A 17,387-nucleotide genomic window follows, 5' to 3' on the forward strand; every position below is an offset into this window, starting at 1 on the left:
CATGGGCATGCGGTTGTTCCTGAATCTCCTCCTGACTGTTGCATTCGTGCTGTCGGCGGCCAACATGGTGGCCGCAAAGCCCTTGCTCGCCTCGCAAGCCACCTTTGCGATGAAACTCTGCTGCCCGGACGAAGGCCACCTCTGCCCGACAAAAGGCGGCGAGGCGTGCGGGACGGATTGCCTTGCGACTTGCACGCCCCCGCTAACGACACCCCCAGGCAGCCACACGGGCAAGCAATTCATTCCTTCACGGCGTCTGGATCGCGGTTGGCTGGTTGACCAGCGAAAGGGCCTGCGGATCCCGCCACCGACCGACCCTCCCCGCGCGACCGCCTGAACAGTCTGAAACCTGCTGCGTCGGGCGACCAGCGGCCTCATGCCGCCCGCATGCCCGTTCGCCGGCGTTTTCGGTTCAAGCGGAGCAAATTCAATGCAAGGAAAGACAATCGCGCTGGCTCTCGGTACGGGCCTGGCGCTGCCGCTCATGGGGATTGGCACATACGCGCTGATGCCGGCCCGGGAGGCGCCAAGCGGCGCATTCAGGTGGGAAGCGGTTACCTCGGAGTTGCCGGTCGGCAAGGCGACCAAGGTCGAACTGAAACTCGTCAGCCCCGACGGCGTCGCACAAGTCGGCGGCGATGTTCGCCTGAGCCGCACCCGCCTCGACATGGGTCCCGACGGCATGGAAGCGATGGAAGCGCCCCTCACCTCCATCGAGCCGTCAGCCGACGGCACCGTTGCCTTCGAAACCGAACTGCTGATGGCTGGCCGCTGGGCCTTTTCGGTGGAAGGCGAAGTCGAAGGTTTGGACGCGCCCGTATCCGGAACCGTGCTTCTGACGGCGATCGACGGCGCCACGGATTCAGAGGAAACGGCGGAGGCCGCGCCAACCGACCGCAAGATTATCTATTATCGCAACCCGATGGGCCTGCCCGATACCTCTCCGGTGCCGAAGCAGGACTGGATGGGCATGGACTACATCCCCGTGTATGCGGACGAGGCCAACGATCCGCCAGGTACCGTGCGCATCAGCGCGGCGAAGATCCAGCGCGCCGGCGTACGCACGCAGGCGGCGGAGATGATCGAGGTTATGCGCCCGGTGCGTGCATTCGGTTCTCTCGTAACCGACGAAAGCCGCATGCAGGTGCTTACCGCCAAGTTCGGCGGCTATGTGGAAAAGCTATTCATCGGCACGACGGGAGAGACGGTGAAGCGCGGCGAACCGCTGATGCAGGTCTTTGCCGACAGCCCCGATGTGCTGCAGAAGCTTCAGGGGCTGGCGTCCGCTGCCCGCAGTGACGATCGCATGGGCATTGAAACCAGCGAATATGCGCTGAAAAACGAATTCGGTCTTACAAGCGAAGATCTCAAGCGGATCAAGGCGACATTCAGCGTTGACCGATCCCTGCCGCTGCGCTCGCCGATCGACGGCACGGTAACCCGGAAGCCCGCCATGGCAGGCCAGCACTTGAGCCCTGGCGAGATGGTCTTCGAAGTGGCCGACCTTTCCGTGCTTTGGGTGGTAGCGGAAGTTCCCGAACGCGATCTCGCGCTGGTTCGACCGGGCGACGCGGCGAAGGTAACGCTCATCGCAAATGAAGGCGAGGCAATCGACGCCAAGGTCGATTTCATCTACCCCGACATCGACATGGCAATGCGCACCGGCAGGATCCGCATCGTCCTACCCAACCCGGAGGGGCGGCTGAAACCCGGCCTCTTTGCCGAGGTGAACATCGAGACGGCGGGCGATGGCAATCCGAAAGTTTCGGTTCCCGACGCCGCCGTCATCGACAGCGGCAAGCGACGGGTCGTCTTCGTTGCGAAGGGCGACGGTGTCTTCGAGCCACGCGCGGTGGAACTCGGACGACGGGGCGGCGGCATGGTGGAGATCACCTCCGGCGTCGAAGCCGGCGAGGAGGTAGTCGTTGCCGGAAACTTCCTGATCGACGCGGAAAGCAACCTCAATGCCGCTTTGGCGAGCATTGCCGCAGCCGGGGAGAGCGCCGAATGATCGCCCGCCTCATCCGCTGGTCGGGCGAGAATGTCGTTCTCGTGCTGATTGGCGCTACCCTTGCTACCCTTGTCGGCCTTTATGCCGTCACCCGCATCCCGCTCGATGCGATTCCCGACCTCTCCGACACCCAGGTGATCGTCTACACCGAATATCCGGGGCAGGCGCCACAGGTCGTGGAGGACCAGGTCACCTATCCGCTGACCAGCGCGTTGCTGAGCGTACCGAATTCGCGCGTCGTGCGCGGCTTCTCCTTCTTCGGCGTGTCTTTCGTCTACGTCATCTTCGAGGACGGGACAGACATCTATTGGGCCCGGAGCCGCGTGCTCGAATATCTCGACGCAGCGCAAGGCCGACTGCCACCCGGCATTTCGCCGACGCTCGGCCCCGATGCCACCGGCGTGGGGTGGGTCTATCAATATGCAATCAAGGCGGACGAGCGGAACCTCGACGAACTGCGGTCCATTCAGGATTGGCAGGTGCGCTTCGGCATCGCCAAGGCGGAGGGCGTGGCCGAGATCGCCAGCGTCGGCGGTTTCGTCAAGCAATATGCCGTGGTGGTCGACCCGCTGCGCATGCGAGCCTTTGGCCTGACGCTCGGTGACCTGCAGAAGGCGATCCGCGCCAGCAACCTGGATGTCGGCGGACGCACCATCGAACTGGCCGAGGCGGAATTCATGATCCGCGGCCGCGGCTATCTCAAGGGCATTGCCGATATCGAGGAAATCACCTTGATGGCGGCAAACGGCGTTCCGGTGCGCATCGCTGACGTGGCGCGGGTGGAGCTTGTACCCGATCAGCGGCGCGGCGTCGCCGAGCTCGACGGCAATGGCGAGGTGGCGAGCGGCATCGCCGTCCAGCGCTACGGCGCCAACGCGCTCGACGTCATCGGCTCGGTGAAGGAAAAGCTCGCGGAACTCAAATCGAGCCTGCCGGAGGGCGTCGAGATCGAAACCGTCTATGACCGCTCACAACTGATCGGTCGGGCGATCGAGACGCTGCGAAAGACGTTGACGGAGGAGATGATCGCCGTCGCCGCGATCTCGTTCCTCTTCCTGCTCCACGCCCGCAGCGCCATTGTCGCCGTCGTGACGCTGCCAATCGGCGTGCTGATCGCCATTTCCGTCATGAATTTCCTCGGCATCGGCTCCAACATCATGAGCCTTGGCGGCATAGCGATTGCCATCGGCGCCATGGTCGACGCCTCCATTGTCATGGTGGAGAATGCCCACAAGCGGTTAGAGCAGACGCCGGAAGCCCAATCCCGGGTCGAGACGATCATTCGGGCGGCGGAAGAGGTCGGCCCATCGCTCTTCTTCAGCCTGCTTGCGGTCGTCGTTTCCTTCCTGCCGATTTTCGTGCTTGAGGATCAGGAGGGTCGGCTCTTCAAGCCCCTCGCCTATACCAAGACATTCGCCATGGCCGCGGCCGCAATACTCTCAGTGACGCTGATCCCCGCGCTGATGGTGCTGCTCGTCAGAGGGCGGTTGCCGCGCGAGGACCGTAATCCGTTGAGCCGGGCGTTGATCTTCCTCTATCGGCCGGTCATCCGCCTCGTGCTCAAAGCAAAGGTGCTGACCGTGCTCCTGGCGGTGGCGGTTTTCGGGGCATCGTTCCTGCCGGCAAGCCGTCTCGGCTCGGAATTCATGCCGACGCTGAACGAGGGCACGCTTTTCTACATGCCCGTCACCCTTCCCGGCCTTTCGGTCACGAAGGCTTCGGAGCTGCTGCAGACGCAGAACAGGATCATCCGGAGCTTTCCGGAAGTTCAATCGGTCTTCGGCAAGGCGGGCCGTGCCCAAACGGCCACCGACCCTGCACCTATGGAGATGTTCGAGACTGTCATCAATCTGAAGCCAGAAGCCGAATGGCGTGACGGCATGACCATCGACTCCCTTGTTGCCGAAATGGACGAGGCGCTGCAGTTTCCCGGCATCAGCAATGCTTGGACCATGCCTATCAAGGCCCGCATCGACATGCTGGCGACGGGTATCCGCACGCCGGTCGGTGTCAAGATCTACGGCGAGGACCGCGAACTCCTTGAGGCGATCGCGCTTGACGTCGAACGGGTGGTGCGGAAGGTGCCAGGCGCGACAAGCGCCTATGCGGAACGCGTCAATGGCGGCTATTTCCTGGAGATCGAGCCGGACCGGCAGAGGCTTGCCCGTTACGGGTTGAGTGTTGAAGCCGTTCAGGAGACGGTCTCTATGGCGATCGGCGCAAAGGCCGTCACCGAGACCGTGGAGGGACGCGAGCGCTACGACGTCATCATACGCTATCCTCGCGACATTCGCAGCGATCCGGACGCCATTGCCTCGGAAGTGCTGGTGCCTCTATCGAACGGCGCGTCGATTCCGCTTGGTGACGTGGCGACGATCCGCCGGACTCAAGGGCCAACCTCGATCCGTACGGAGGACGGCCAGCAGGTCGTCTATGTCTTCGTCGACATTCGCGGGCGGGACCTGGGTGGCTTCGTCGCCGAGGCGCGGGCAACCGTGGAGCGGGAGCTTCCGCTGCCTCCCGGCTACCGCATCGGCTGGAGTGGCCAGTTCGAATATCTCGAAAGGGCTAAAGCGCGCTTCCAGATCGTCGTCCCGGCGACCGTACTGGTGATCTTCTTGCTGCTCTACCTCAATTTCCGCCGCCTGTCGGATACGCTCATTGTCATGCTTTCGCTGCCCTTTGCGCTGACCGGCGGACTGTGGCTAATGGACTTCATGGGGTTCAACATGAGTGTTGCGACGACGGTCGGCTTCATCGCGCTCGCTGGCGTGGCGACCTCGACGGGCGTAGTCATGCTCGTTTATCTGAACCAGGCCCTGGAGGAAGCTCGCAACCATGCCCTCATCGAGGGCAGAAGCCTCGAACGCGGCGACTTGCACCAGGCCGTCATCGCCGGCGCGGTCGATCGCGTGCGTCCGAAAATGATGACGGTCGCCACCACCATGATCGGTCTCGTACCGATCCTGTGGAGCACGGGTGTCGGTTCGGAAGTGATGCAGCGCATCGCCGTGCCGATGATCGGCGGCATGGTCTCCTCCACGCTGCTGACGCTTGTTGTCATACCGGCGTTGTTTGCCCTGGTGCGTGGCTGGAGGATCGAACGGCGAGCACAAGGCACACCGCAACGTGCCGAGAGTGCGCCTTCCCCAGCCTGAATTTTCCGCCGGCCGGGCTGTCGCGCTTGACAGCCCGGCCGGTTAGGGGAATGACGCGCCTAGCCCAATAGCAAGCGCGAAAGCAAACCGTTCGATGGCACCTCCCCTTCTGATTCTGCGCGACATTGCATTGACCTTCGGCGCGACGCCGCTCCTGACCTCGGCCGAATTGCAGGTGATGGAAGGCGACCGGCTGGCGCTTGTCGGGCGCAACGGCTCGGGCAAGTCGACGCTTCTGAAGATCGCCGCCGGCATCGTCGAGCCGGACGGGGGCGAGCGTTTCCTGCAGCCGGGACGCACGGTGCGATACCTGCCGCAGGAGCCGGATCTGTCCGGCTTCGCGACGGTACTGGACTATGCCAGCGCTGAACTGACCGCCGGCGACGATCCCTACCGTGCGCAATACCTGCTCGAGGTGCTGGGTCTGACCGGCAAGGAAGATCCTGCCCGGCTTTCGGGCGGCGAGGCGCGCCGCGCCGCCCTTGCCCGCACGCTCGCGCCGGAACCCGATATCCTGCTTCTGGACGAGCCGACCAACCATCTCGACCTGCCGGCGATCGAATGGCTGGAAGGCGAGCTTTCCTCGCTGAAATCGGCGATCGTGATGATCAGTCACGACCGGCGCTTCCTGCAGAACCTGTCGCGGGCGACGGTGTGGATCGACCGGGGCATCTCGCGGCGGCTCGACAAGGGCTTCGCCCATTTCGAGGAATGGCGCGACGAGGTCTTCGAGCAGGAGGAACGCGACCAGCAAAGGCTGGCGCAGAAGATCCGCCGCGAAGAGCATTGGATGACCTACGGCGTGACCGCGCGGCGCAAGCGCAACATGCGTCGCGTGCGCGAGCTTGCCGATCTTCGCGCGCAGCAGCGGAACCATCGCGGCCCGCAGGGCACGGTGACGATGGCCGCCAGCGAAGCGGAAACGTCCGGCAAGCTCGTCATCGAAGCCAGGTCGATCTCGAAGGACTACGGCGGCGGCCCGGTGGTGAAGGAGTTCTCCACCCGCATCCAGCGCGGCGACCGCATCGGCTTCGTCGGGCGCAACGGCGCGGGCAAGACGACGCTCTTGAGGATGCTGACCGGCGAACTGGCTCCCGACAGCGGCAGCGTGCGGCTTGGCGCCAATCTGGAGATGGTGACGCTCGACCAGAAACGGGAACGGCTAAACCCGCAGGATACGCTGGCCGAGGTTCTGACGGGCGGGCGCGGCGACACGGTGATCTTCGGCAACGAGTCCAAGCATGTGATGAGCTACATGAAGGACTTCCTGTTCCAGCCGGAGCAGGCCCGCACCCCCGTCGGCGTGCTTTCGGGCGGCGAACGCGGCCGGCTGATGCTGGCGCGCGCGCTGGCGCGGCCATCCAATCTCCTGGTGCTTGACGAGCCGACCAACGATCTGGACCTCGAAACGCTGGATCTGCTGCAGGAGATGCTCGGCGACTATCAGGGTACGGTGCTTCTGGTCAGCCACGACCGCGACTTCCTCGACCGGGTGGCGACGTCGGTCATCGTCTCCGAAGACGGCGGGCGCTGGCAGGAATATGCGGGCGGCTACAGCGATATGGTGGCCCAGCGCGGCGAAGGCGTGACCGCCAGGAAAGTCGAAAAGTCCGCTCCGAAAAGGGACGCGAAGCCGCAGGGCAACGGCGGCCCGCCTGCCGCGAAGGCCAATGGCAGGGCCAAGCTGAGTTTCACCCAGCAGCATCTTCTCAAGACGCTGCCGGAAACGATCGACAAGCTCGGCAAGTCGCTGGAAAAGCTGCAGGCGGAAATGGCCGATCCGCAGCTCTACAATCGCGATCCGTCAAAATTCGCCAGGCTCTCCCGGGAAATATCGGAAAAGCAGCAGGCGCTGGACGAAGCCGAGGAACAGTGGCTGGAACTCGAATTGTTGAACGAGGGCTAAAACAAGGTATCGCCCACGACGGTTTTGCCATCGAGCGTGATGCGCAGCGGGGCGGACTTGCCGCTTTCCGTCAAGGCGATCACCAGGCGGAGCCGGTTTCGGTCCGCCGTTTCGAGCGGCCTGCCCGTGCCCTCCGGCACGTAGAAGGCATCGAGCCCGTAGTCGATCGCCAGTGTCGTTGCACCTCCGGCCGAAGTTACCTCGCCGCGAATGGCAAGCGCGCCATCCACCGGCGGTTCGGTGGAAACGGCGGCAGCATGCGCGACGCCGCCCGCATCCTTCTCAAGGCTGACATAGACCGTGTCGCCACGTTCGAAGGTCTCGCCCGGCCGCGCCAGACTGCGGTCGACGCGCTCGATTTCCAGGCTGACGATGACGTAGTCGCCGCGCAGCAGGTCGCGCGGGTCGATGGGCTGCATGGCAAGCACCACTTCCCGGCCGCCCATATGCACGCCGATACGCTCGGCAAGGGGCGTGGCCACGAGGCCGATCTGGATCAGGGCGACGAGCCCCCACTTGACCCAGGCGGGAGCATAGGAAAGCACTGTCATCCCCCTTCTCCCCGGGTTGAGCGCATGCGTCTGGCGCTCCAGAACGCCACGGCGATCAGCACGAGGCCGGCGACGAGGAAGAACAGAGATTGACCGATGAGCGACCCGATTGTCTCGTTTAGCAACCACAAAGCGACCACTGCTGTGCCGATATGTCCCGCGAGCGTCCAGTAGGAAAGCCCGGCATAGGCGCCAGCCGAACTGACCGCTATGACGGCAGCCAGAGCCACAGCAGCGTGGAGAATGACGGCTTCCGCCAGAAAATCGGACAGGATCGGTGCGGCAAGCGACAGCACCGCCGCGCCGGCGACGAAGAGCACGCCATTGCGGTTCGCGGCGTTGGAGATGGCGGCAAACAATAGCCCGGCGGCAAGCAGGATCATGACACTGACGGGCCACAGCGCAAGCACCGCTCCGGCAACGCCCTTGTCGTCGCCGTCAAGCGTTACCGCGATCAGATTGATTGTGACCGTGCCTATCAGTGCCGTCGCGCCCGCGTCGATCAGCGAATGGGCAAACAGCAGGATGCCGTCCCGCGGCAGGCGCGTCGGCAATGCGCCTTCGCCCTTCGCGGCGAGCCACAGGCCAAGGCCCGTCATGGCCGTTCCGAGGGCGGCGACCGCCACAAGCAGGCCCTCGTTGAAGATCAGTTCGCCGTAGCCTGCTTCGGCGACGAGCCGCAAATATATGGCATAAACGAGCAGCAGCGTGACCCATCGCCCAAGCCGCGAGGGATGCAGGATGGTGTGGACGGCGATTGCCGCCAGCAGAGCCAGCGAAAAAAAGCTCGGCAGCGGTGCGAAGCCGGCGGGATCGCCGCGCGCCAGCACATAGCTGATGGAAGCGGCGGCGGCTGCAATGGCCGCTCCGCGCGAGCCGGTGAGCCAGGCGGCCGCCAGCGCGCCGAGCGCCGCAAGGGCAGCACCCGCCGGCCAGTCCTGCGGCAGGTGGTAGATCTGGCCGACCAGGGCCAGTCCGGCGATGAAGACCAGCACCGCAAAGAGGGTTGCGAGGTCGGCGATGAAGGTACGCCCCCGCGACCAGGCGAAAGCCGCCAGCCCGTTAGCCCCTGCAATGGCTGCAAGAATGCCGATCAGCTTGGCAGCCCGGGGGATCGCATCCCAGTTGGCGGCGACGAAGGCGGCAACGGCGAGCGCCAGGCACAATACGCCGACAGTGGCGAGGATGGCGGGAAAGCGCGCCTTCTGCTGCGTCCTGGCGCGCACATCCGCAATGATCCGCCCGGCATTGTCCGAGCTGATCCAGCCCTTGCCGACCCAGCTCTCCAGATCCTGCTCGATCCTGCGGCGGTAACTTGCGTCAAACACGAAAACGGCCTCTCGCGGTCCGATGACTTAGCGATTGTTACCCCGCGACAACAAGTTGGAAAAGCCGAAACAGGGAGGCCGCCAGCAGGCCGGCGGCCGGAACCGTGATCAACCAGGCGGCGATGATGGTGGTGAAATGGGCGCGGCGCACCAGCTTGCGGCGGCGAGCCTCGATGCTCGCCTTGTCCACTCGCCCTTCGAGCGGGGTAACTTCACCTTCGGCAAAATGGTGGCTGCGTTCTGCGGCCGTCTGCGCGTATACCCCGCCAGGAAAAGCATGACGTCGTCCCGAGCGGCGCGTGTACCACTCGCGCAGGAAACCGACGCCGAAGACGCCACCAACCGCGATATGGGTGGAACTGACCGGCAGGCCCATGGAGGAGGCCAGCAGCACCGTGACGGCGGTCGACAGCGCAACGCAATAGGCGCGCATCGGGTTGAGCCGCGTAATTTCGGAGCCCACGGTGCGAATGAGCCTCGGGCCGAAAAGAACAAGACCGAAGGAAATGCCGAGGGCGCCGATGACCATCACCCATTGCGGCACGAAAACGGTCGTCGACACATCGCCTGCACCCAGCGCCTTGACGATCGCCGCAAGCGGACCGATGGCATTGGCGACATCGTTGGCGCCATGGGCAAAGGAAAGCAGCGCCGCCGACCCGATGAGCGGCAGGTGAAAGACGCGCCTGAGCGACTGGTTGGAGTTTTCCGCACCTTCCAGCTGGCGACGGATCACGGGACGCGCGGCAATAAAGGCGATGGCGAAGACGGCAAGGCCGACCGCCAGGGCAATGGTGCCGCCAAGTTCGGCAAGCCGTCCGCCCTTCAAAACCAGGTAGGCCGCGAAAGTGCCAGCCATGACGGCGATCAGCACCGGCACCCAGCGCTTCGCGGCGCCGATCTTGTCCTCGCGATAGATGAGGTTGAACTTGATGAAGGCGAGGAACAAGGCGGCAATCACGCCGCCCGCAAGCGGCGAGACGACCCAGCTTCCCGCAATGGCCCCGACCGCCGGCCAGTTGACCACCGCCGGCCCGACGGCCGCCAACCCCGCGCCCACGACGCCGCCGACCACCGCGTGCGTGGTGGAGACCGGCGCGCCAATCCAGGTGGCGAAATGGGTCCACAGCGCCGCAGATAGCAATGCCGCCATCATGACGACAACGAAGACGCCCTCGTCCGCGATCATCGCCGGGTCGACGATGTTGCGGGAAATCGTTTCCACCACATCCCGTCCCGCGATCAGCGCGCCGGCACTCTCCGCGACAGCGGCGATCGCAAGCGCGCTTGCCAGCGTCATCGCGCGCGCGCCCACGGCAGGGCCGACATTGTTGGCGATGTCGTTGGCGCCGATGGCGAGCGCCATATAGCCGCCAATGGCGGCGGCCGCACCGATCAACAGCCAATTGGGGCTTTCTGCGAAGGCAAGTGCTGCAACAATGGCGGAAAAGCCGAGGAACAGGAAGGCAAGCCCGGGCGCGACAAGACGACGGGAGAAATGGCTCGCCGCCTCTTCGACGCGTGCGAGCTTGTCGAGATCCTTGTCGAGGGTCGCCTTGGCATGGGCTGTTCTGGTTTCCGCCATGCGGCTTCCCTTAACTGCTCCCTATGTCGTGTAAGCGACGGAAATAGCCGGATGGACGGGGAAACGGAAGTCCCGGCGATATCAGGCAGACGCTAAAAATGGGGCTCAGCCGCGAAATTTCCGCAGCAGGCCGGAAAGTTCCGGCTCATCGACCAGACGGGCTGCCTCCAGGGCATCCACCCAGGCGACGCGGCGCTGGCCCTGCTCCGGCCACTCATCGAGCTGGCCCCGAACTTCCATCGGAAAGACGGCAACCTGCACGCGTTTGCTGAGGCCGTTGTCCAGCCCCTTGCTGTACATGTAGGTGCCGAAAGGCTCTTTCGCGATGTCGCCGACTACGCCAACTTCTTCATAGGCCTCCTGCGCCGCGGACTGATCGAGCGTCAGCCTCTTGTGCGGCCAACCCTTGGGAAGAACCCAGCGTCCGGTATCGCGGCTGGTGGCGATCATCACCTCGATGCGGCCGTCTTCGGTACGCCGCCAGGGCAGCGCGGCGCACTGCACCTCAGGCGGCTTGCCGCCCATCAACCGGCGCACCCGCTCCACCGCCCTCAGCCACAGGGCGCGCACCTCCGGTGCGATCGATACCGATCGCCCGGCCACGGCCGACTGATGCTTGGATATGGCGGAGGGACCAGCCACGGCGATAAAGCTCCTATGAAGGCCCGGTTCGCATGCAAGGCTGATTCGCCTCGCACAATCACCATTAAAGGATATAAAAGATGTGAGTTAATTTTCAACAAAAGCCGCATGCATTACGATTTTGTGAAAAATCCCACATAAATCCGCAGGGCAAATTCAGCAATCCACCGGAGAGTGTTGCGATATTTCCCGCAATCCCCGATCACCCATCCGCCGTATGGACGATTTCGCGCGTCTCGCGGAAGCGGATGTCCGGGTTCTTTTCGCCGATATAGGTGACTTCCCAGGCGCTCTTGAACAGGAAGACAGGCTTGTCGTCCCGGTCGAGCGCGACATTGGCCCGGTTGGTCTCCAGGAACTTCCTCAGTTCCAGTTCGCTGTCGGCCTCCACCCAGCGCGCGGTGTTGTACTGCACGGCGTCGAAGCCGATCTCGGTGGCATATTCCTGCTTCAGCCGCTCGATCACCACGTCGAGCTGCAGGATACCGACGACACCGACGATCCAGTTGGAGCCGATGGTCGGCTTGAAGATCTGCACCAGGCCTTCCTCGGCCAGATCCTCAAGCCCCTGGCGCATCTGCTTGACGCGCATGGTATCGGTGAGGCGAACGCGCCGCAGCACCTCCGGCGCGAAGGCCGGCAGGCCGGTGACGTGGATCTCCTCGCCTTCCGTCAGCGTGTCGCCGACGCGGAGTTGTCCGTGGTTCGGCACGCCAATGACGTCGCCGGGATAGGCGGTCTCGGCAAGTTCGCGCTCCTCGGCGAAGAAGAAGATGGGGGCAGCGACGGCGATCGACTTGCCGGCGCGCACATGCTTCAACTTCATGCCGCGACGGAACGTGCCTGAGCACAGCCGCACGAAGGCGATGCGGTCGCGGTGCTTGGGGTCCATGTTGGCCTGAACCTTGAAAACGAAGCCCGTCACCTTGTCCTCGTCCGGCAGGATCTTCCGCCCGGTCGCCTGCTGCGAATGGGGCGCGGGGCCAAAGGTGGCGATAAACCGGATCAGTTCCTCCACGCCGTAATCGCGCAGCGCCGATCCGAAGAAGACAGGCGTCATGTGCCCTTCGAGGAACGCCTCGCGGTCGAACGGCGGATAAGCCTCGCCGCCGAGTTCCACATTCTCGTTCAGTTCGTCCATCACCCGGTCGAAGACCGTGCCGGTCAAGGCCTCGTCCTCAAGGCCGCTGACCGGCTTGACCACGTTGAACGGCCCGCCGCGCCCGGCGTCGGATGTCAGGAATTCCTTGCTCTTCCAGTCGTAGACGCCGAAGAAGTCGGAGCCCATTCCGACCGGCCAGGTCATCGGCGTCACGTCGAGCGCCAGCGCCTCCTGGATCTCATCCAGGGCCTCAAGTGGATGGCGACCTTCGCGGTCGATCTTGTTGATGAAGGTGATGATGGGAATGTCGCGCAGCCGGCAGACCTCAAACAGCTTGCGCGTTTGCGTCTCGATGCCCTTGGCGGCGTCGATCACCATGATCGCGGCATCCACGGCCGTCAGGGTGCGATAGGTATCCTCGGAAAAATCCTCGTGGCCCGGCGTGTCGAGCAGATTGAAGATGATGCCGTCGCGCTCGAAGGTCATGACCGACGAGGACACCGAAATACCGCGCTCCTGCTCGATCTTCATCCAGTCGGAACGGGTGCGGCGGCGCTCGCCGCGCGCCCTCACCTGCCCCGCCTGACGGATGGCGCCACCCGAAAGCAGCAGCTTTTCCGTCAGCGTCGTCTTGCCGGCGTCCGGATGGGAGATAATGGCGAAGGTGCGACGGTTCTCGTAGGGACGCATGGCAGCGGACTTCGTGGCGATTTCGGCGTCGGTGACGCTCATGGAACCTCCTTCAACGCCGGCGCCGGCTCGCGGGAGAGCGCGCGCAGCAAATCGGCGTATCGGCATGTCGGGTATCGACGGATTCTTCGGCTGTGGTCATAGTGGAGGACGGTTGCAAATACCAGTCCCGCCTGCCTCCTCATCCAGGGAACCTTGCATGAAGCCTGCCGAATTCGCCGCCCGGCCGATGACGGTCGCCGCCGCCATCCTGGCGCTGCTTGTCCTGACCGCCGCGACGCTTCTGGCCATGGGCCGCGTGCCGATCTGCGAATGCGGCACCATCAAGCTCTGGACGAGCGACGTGCTGTCTTCCGACAATTCGCAGCATATCTCCGACTGGTATACGCCCTCGCACATCATCCACGGCATGCTCTTCTACTGGGCACTGTGGCTGCTGATGCCGCGCGTCGCTATCGGCTGGCGAGCGGTTATCGCAACGGTGATCGAGGCAGCCTGGGAGATCGCGGAAAACAGCCCGGCGGTCATCGACCGCTACCGGGAAGCGACGATCGCACTCGGCTATTCGGGCGACAGCGTGCTCAACTCGATCTGCGACATCCTGGCGATGCTGGTCGGCTTCGAACTGGCCCGCCGCCTGCCCGTGGCGGCAACGGTGGTCCTCGCGCTCGCCTTCGAAATCGTCGCCGCACTCGTCATCCGGGACAATCTCACGCTCAACGTGATCATGCTGCTCTATCCGATCGAGGCGGTAAAAGCCTGGCAATCCGGGCTGTAGAGTATCGGATTACCGCGCCTCGCGACCGAAGACGTCGCCGACGACCTGGACGACGAGTGCCGTCGTCCAGCCGAAGGCGATGAGGCCCACGGCCGCCTGGAAACCGGAAACGAGGCGCCAGGACCCCTCCAGCACGATGTCGCCATAGCCAAGCGAGGTGAAGGTGACGAGCGAAAAATAGAAAGCCGTCTCGAGATCGACGAACTCGCCGGCGCGCAGATAGACCAGCGCCCAGCTGTAGGCCTCAATGACGCTTGCCAGGAACATCGTAAAGACGAAGCCGGCGACAATCAGCGTGCCATGCAACTTGCCGATACGTGAGCGGTGCGGCGTCAGGCGATGCACAACGCCGAGACCGGCAAACATGAAGGCGGCATGGATCGCCGTGGTTACCACAATCATGGCCGCAACCGTCGCCAGGATTTCGACCACACCGCCTCCGTGAAAGCTTCAAAAAACGGAGCAGGCGGCCATCCGGGAGTGCGGATGGCCGCCCGATAATCGATCAGGCTTCGATGCCGCCGAAGCAGATATACTTGATCTCGAGGAAGTCCTCGACGCCGTATTTCGAGCCTTCACGGCCAAGGCCCGACTGCTTGAAACCGCCGAACGGTGCGACTTCGGTGGAGACAAGGCCGGTATTGACGCCGACCATGCCGTATTCCAGCGCCTCGGCCACTTTCCAGACGCGGGAAAGATCGCGGGCGTAGAAATAGGAGGCGAGGCCGAACTCGGTGTCGTTGGCCTGGGCGATCACGTCGTCCACCGTCTCGAAGCGGAACAGCGGGGCGACCGGACCGAAGGTCTCCTCGCGCGCCACCTTCATGTCCTTGGTGACGTTGGCAAGGACGGTCGGCTCGAAGAATGTGCCGCCCTTCTCGTGCGGCTTGCCGCCGACCAGCGCCTTGGCGCCCTTGGACAGCGCGTCGGCAATGTGGTCCTTCACCTTGTCGAGGCCCTGGTTGTCGATAAGCGGACCGGTGGTCACGCCGTCGCCGAATCCGTCGCCCACCTTCAGGGTGTCGGCCACCCGCTTGGCAAGCTTTTCGGCGAACTCGTCATAGACGCCGGCCTGGACGTAGAGCCGGTTGGCGCAGACGCAGGTCTGGCCGGCATTGCGGTACTTGGAGATCATCGCACCGTCGACGGCCGCGTCGACATCGGCATCGTCGAACACGATGAAGGGCGCGTTGCCGCCAAGCTCCAGCGAGACCTTCTTGATCTGGTCGGCGCTCTGGCGCATCAGGATGCGGCCGACCTCGGTCGAGCCGGTGAAGGTGATCTTGCGCACCTTGTCGTTGCCGCAAAGCTCCTTGCCGATCGCCGGGCCGTCGAGACCGACAATGACGCTGAAGAGGCCGGCCGGAACGCCGGCCTTTTCGCCGAGCTTGGCGAGTGCGATCGCCGAAAGCGGCGTTTGCTCGGCCGGCTTGGACACCATGGCGCAGCCGACGGCCAGCGCCGGCGCAACCTTGCGGGCAATCATCGCGTTCGGGAAGTTCCACGGCGTGATGGCGCCAACGACGCCGACCGGCTGTTTGATGACCACGATCCGCTTGTCGGCCTGATGGCCCGGGATCGTGTCGCCATAGACGCGCTTGGCCTCTTCCGCGAACCATTCGATGAAGGAGGCGCCGTAAAGGATCTCGCCGCGCGCCTCGGCGAAGGGCTTGCCCATCTCGGCCGTCAGGATCAGGGCGAGATCATCGGCATTCGCCAGCAGCAGGTCATTCCACTTGCGCAGGATCGCGGCGCGCTCCTTGCCGGTCTTCGCCGCCCAGGCCTTCTGGGCGTCATAGGCGACGTCGATGGCGCGGCGGGTTTCCTCCGCGCCCATGTCGGGCAGCGTGGCGAGCACTTCGCCCGTGGCCGGGTTGGTGACTTCGAAGGTCTTGCCCGACAGGGCATCGCCCATCCATTCGCCGCCGACATAGCCCTTGGCGGGCAGGATCGACGGATCTTTCAGGCGGCTGGAAAACTCACTGGAAAGCGGCATCTTTCATTCTCCCTGTCGCGCCGCCGGGTAACGCGGACCGCCGGTCCTTCCGGGCGGGCGGCCATCGGCTTGCAGGCAACAAGGAGCAAGCCGCCAGGGCGGCGCATTCATAGGTGCTGTCGCTAAGGGTGAAGCACCGGCAGGGCGCTCCGTCAAGTCGAAGAGCCGGGATTACCGCTCAATTCAACTCCGAACGGTTGCAAGGCCCTTCGATTGGGATTTCCAGATGGAAAGTCGCTCCCTGCCCGCGGCCCAGACTTTCCGCCCAGACCCGGCCCCCATGCGCTTCCGCAATCTCCCTGACATTGGACAGTCCGAGCCCGACGGAGTTTTCGCCGCCGGTCGGTTGCGCCGACAGCAGCTGGAAAGGCTGAAAGGCACGCTTGAGGTCGGCTTCCGTCAACCCCTGCCCCTCGTCGCGCACGATAACGCGCACCATGCCGTCATTGCCCTCGCAGCGGATTTCCACCCGCGACCCGCGATTGGAATATTTCACCGCATTGCTGATCAGGTTGTCGACCGCGTCGAGGAGCAGGTCCTCGTTGCCGAAACAGCGGTATCCCACGTCGTCCGGCATCACGATGACGATGTCCTTGCTGAGCGCCGCCGGACGGTTGACCTCCACTGCCGTGGAAATGACACCGGACATGTCCACCGGCGCCGGCTTGAAGCGCAGCGACACCGTGTCCATCCGCACGTCTTCGAGCGTGGAGCGAATGCGCACACTCATGCGCTCCGCATTGTCGATGATGCGCTCGCAGCTCTTGCGCGCCCGCTCCACCTTGGGCTCTGCGCCGGCAAGCTGCGTCATCGCCAGTTCCGCCTGGGCGACGATGGCCGCAAGCGGGTTTCGCAGATCATGGGCGATCATGCCCAAAAGCCTCGTCTTGAAGGCATTGGCGACGCGGAGCGTCTCATAGCGGCGTCGAAGCTTGAGCGAACTCACCCGCAGGTCCTGAATGAGTTCCTCCCGCTGTGCGGCTGCAGCGGAACGGCGCCGCTCCGCCTCCACGCGCTGCGCGAAGATGCGCACCAGGCTTTCGGCAAAGTCCGCGTCCTCGATCGGCTTCTCGGACAGGACCGCGACGTGGCCGCTGACATCGCCGTTTTCGGAGAAGAGCGGTACCCCGACATAACTTGCAAGGCCAGCTTCGGTCGGAAAATGCTGGGCAAGGTCGCAGGGAATGACGACCCGCTGGCCGGTATAGACCATCGCGCATGGCGTGTTTTCAAGGTCGTAAAGGATGTCTCCCGCGATTTCTCCGTTCTCGATCGCATAGACCGCGCGGGCACGAGTGATTGGCTCTCCCTCACCGACGGTTATGAGGGCAAGCGTCACGTCCATGGCCTCCTGCAGCGAGGAGGCCAGCGCCTTCAGGAAGTCCGCCCCGACTTCGCCCGAGACGCTCTCGGCGATCCTGAAAAGGAGTTCGGTACGCTTCGAATCAAGAGAGGATTGCCCGTCCGGCACGTCTAACCCGCCTAACTCTCTTCACTCGCGGCCGTATTCCGCCAAACGGCGGATGCCGAACCGCAGCGAAGCCTTACCGCATTCACTTCTAAGTTACTAATCGGTAAATTCTGCACTGACAATTGTCTCATTACAACGACGGCCTTGCGCCTTGTCGGCGCCTTGCGCG

Annotated in this window: 12 protein-coding genes; 4 read left to right on the top strand and 8 right to left on the bottom strand. The window is 63.9% G+C overall.

Going from position 1 to position 17,387, the window contains the following annotated elements:
* Positions 1-430 precede the first annotated feature (430 nt).
* The 3 genes from H2509_RS13770 (at position 431) to H2509_RS13780 (ending at position 7,075) form a co-directional block, all read left to right on the top strand.
* Positions 431-2,011, top strand: a complete 1,581-nt coding sequence (locus tag H2509_RS13770; RefSeq protein WP_182166196.1) for an efflux RND transporter periplasmic adaptor subunit — start codon at positions 431-433, stop codon at positions 2,009-2,011.
* A complete protein-coding gene (locus H2509_RS13775) occupies positions 2,008-5,169 on the top strand; it encodes an efflux RND transporter permease subunit (RefSeq protein WP_182166198.1) in 3,162 nt (1,053 codons plus the stop codon). Before H2509_RS13770 ends, H2509_RS13775 begins: the two co-directional genes overlap by 4 nt.
* Positions 5,170-5,263: 94 nt before the next feature.
* Entirely contained in the window at positions 5,264-7,075 is a 1,812-nt protein-coding gene (locus H2509_RS13780) for an ABC-F family ATP-binding cassette domain-containing protein (RefSeq protein ID WP_182166200.1), read from the top strand.
* Here H2509_RS13780 and H2509_RS13785 read toward each other — a convergent pair.
* The 5 genes from H2509_RS13785 to H2509_RS13805 form a co-directional block, all read right to left on the bottom strand.
* A complete protein-coding gene (locus tag H2509_RS13785) occupies positions 7,072-7,626 on the bottom strand; it encodes a GDYXXLXY domain-containing protein (RefSeq protein ID WP_182166202.1) in 555 nt (184 codons plus the stop codon). The genes H2509_RS13780 and H2509_RS13785 overlap by 4 nt on opposite strands.
* Positions 7,623-8,954 carry a DUF2157 domain-containing protein gene (locus tag H2509_RS13790; RefSeq protein ID WP_182166204.1) on the bottom strand — a complete coding sequence of 444 codons (1,332 nt, stop codon included), beginning with the start codon at positions 8,952-8,954 and terminating at the stop codon, positions 7,623-7,625. Before H2509_RS13790 ends, H2509_RS13785 begins: the two co-directional genes overlap by 4 nt.
* A gap of 37 nt (positions 8,955-8,991) precedes the next feature.
* Entirely contained in the window at positions 8,992-10,539 is a 1,548-nt protein-coding gene (locus H2509_RS13795) for an inorganic phosphate transporter (protein WP_182166206.1), read from the bottom strand.
* 105 nt (positions 10,540-10,644) lie between these two features.
* Positions 10,645-11,181: an NUDIX hydrolase gene (locus tag H2509_RS13800; protein WP_328805082.1), complete on the bottom strand. Its 537-nt coding sequence runs from the start codon at positions 11,179-11,181 to the stop codon at positions 10,645-10,647.
* Between the two features lie 202 nt (positions 11,182-11,383).
* Entirely contained in the window at positions 11,384-13,015 is a 1,632-nt protein-coding gene (locus H2509_RS13805; protein WP_182166208.1) for a peptide chain release factor 3, read from the bottom strand.
* Between the two features lie 157 nt (positions 13,016-13,172).
* Between H2509_RS13805 and H2509_RS13810 the strand changes: the two genes are divergently transcribed.
* Positions 13,173-13,751: a DUF2585 domain-containing protein gene (locus H2509_RS13810; RefSeq protein ID WP_209001963.1), complete on the top strand. Its 579-nt coding sequence runs from the start codon at positions 13,173-13,175 to the stop codon at positions 13,749-13,751.
* 9 nt (positions 13,752-13,760) lie between these two features.
* Here the strand turns inward: H2509_RS13810 and H2509_RS21190 are convergent, their stop codons facing one another.
* From H2509_RS21190 to H2509_RS20985, 3 genes are all read right to left on the bottom strand, one after another.
* Positions 13,761-14,183, bottom strand: a complete 423-nt coding sequence (locus H2509_RS21190) for a potassium channel family protein (RefSeq protein WP_182166210.1) — start codon at positions 14,181-14,183, stop codon at positions 13,761-13,763.
* Between the two features lie 73 nt (positions 14,184-14,256).
* Positions 14,257-15,747, bottom strand: a complete 1,491-nt coding sequence (locus H2509_RS13820; protein WP_182166212.1) for an NAD-dependent succinate-semialdehyde dehydrogenase — start codon at positions 15,745-15,747, stop codon at positions 14,257-14,259.
* Between the two features lie 178 nt (positions 15,748-15,925).
* Positions 15,926-17,218 carry a sensor histidine kinase gene (locus H2509_RS20985; RefSeq protein WP_182166214.1) on the bottom strand — a complete coding sequence of 431 codons (1,293 nt, stop codon included), beginning with the start codon at positions 17,216-17,218 and terminating at the stop codon, positions 15,926-15,928.
* Positions 17,219-17,387: the final 169 nt, after the last annotated feature.

The organism is Stappia albiluteola (assembly GCF_014050225.1).
GTDB classification, from domain to species: domain Bacteria; phylum Pseudomonadota; class Alphaproteobacteria; order Rhizobiales; family Stappiaceae; genus Hongsoonwoonella; species Hongsoonwoonella albiluteola.